General features: G+C 51.0%; 1 protein-coding gene. It reads left to right on the top strand.

Features of this window, described 5'->3' with window-relative positions; all coding sequences use genetic code 11:
- Nucleotides 1-224 (top strand): TRAP transporter large permease subunit (locus tag ACYP03_RS27840; protein WP_459782916.1); only part of this gene is annotated, 224 nt, incomplete at its 5' end.
- Nucleotides 225-239 lie beyond the last annotated feature (15 nt).

The raw sequence follows: 239 nt of genomic DNA, 5'->3' as shown, positions 1-239 counted from the left end.
TCAGCCCGACCGAAGCCGCAGCTGTGTGTGTGCTTTACGCTGTCTTTCTGGAGTTCATTGTTTTTCGCTCTCGGGGCAGCAAAGATATTAACGCCATCCCCAAAACCACCGGCTTGATCACTGCGGTCGTTTTGATTATGGTCGGTGTCGGCACTGGGTTTTCCTGGATTTTTTCTTTAGCGCAAAATACGCAGATGATCCAGGATGAGGGCGGCATTGATTAAAATGGTCCCCGTGGG

This window comes from Photobacterium sp. R1 (assembly GCF_054600795.1).
Note: the sequence above shows the minus strand (reverse complement) of the source record. Positions and strands in the feature narration are given on the sequence as shown.